The following is a 799-nucleotide window of genomic DNA, read 5'->3' as shown; positions in this document are numbered from 1 at the left end:
CGGCGCACCGCGCCGCGAGGAGCGTCCGCAGCTGCCGCCGCGCAACGCCGCGGCCGAGCTGCCGGGCGGTTCGTCCACCGGCGGCCAGGGCGGCCAGGACAACCAGGACCGGAGCGGTCAGCAGCCGGGCGGTACGAGCTGGGGTTCGCGCCGTGAGCGCGGCGCCGCCGACGACTGGCCGCTGGCGCCCCGCGAGGCGCAGGACCGGCCGCGTGGCCACGAGGAGCCGGAGACCACCGGCAGCTTCGAGCGCCCCGCGCCGAGCGGCGGCCCCGGTGACACCACGCCGTTCGCCCGTCCCGACTTCAACGGCCCGCCGCCCGCGGCGGACGGCTCCCAGGGCGCGCTCCCGGCCGGCCGGGGTGCCGGCGGCGCGTACGACAACGACCAGTACGAGACGGGCCAGTTCCGGCAGCTCGACAGCGACACCGGCCAGTACGAGACGGGCCGCTACCAGCAGCCCGACAGCGACACCGGCCAGTACGCCACCGGGCAGTACGAGACCGGGCAGTACGAGACCGGCCAGTTCCAGCGGCCGGAAGCGGACCGCGCCGGGTACGCCGACGAGCGGCAGAACACCGGCCAGTTCCCCGTGCAGCAGCAGCCGCAGGAGCGCGATGCGCGGTCCGAGGATGTGCTCGGCAGCGCGGACGCCGGTCCCGGTGACGGCCGTACGCCGATCTTCGACACCATCGAGTCCAACTGGTTCAACCACCCGGCGGCCGCCGCTGCCGGTGTGCCGCCGCAGGGCGCCGAGCCGGCCGAGCCGGCCGAAGCGCCGCGGATGCCGCGCCGCGGG

1 pseudogene is annotated in these 799 nt (G+C 77.1%); it reads left to right on the top strand.

The features are described 5' to 3' along the window. A pseudogene (locus tag DY245_RS32750) lies at positions 1–799 on the top strand (histidine kinase); the annotation flags it as partial.

The sequence above is a fragment of the Streptomyces inhibens genome (genome assembly GCF_003389455.1).
In the GTDB taxonomy this organism is placed as follows: domain Bacteria; phylum Actinomycetota; class Actinomycetes; order Streptomycetales; family Streptomycetaceae; genus Streptomyces; species Streptomyces inhibens.
The sequence above is the reverse complement of the archived record's forward strand: the minus strand, read 5'-3'. Positions and strand labels throughout refer to the sequence as shown.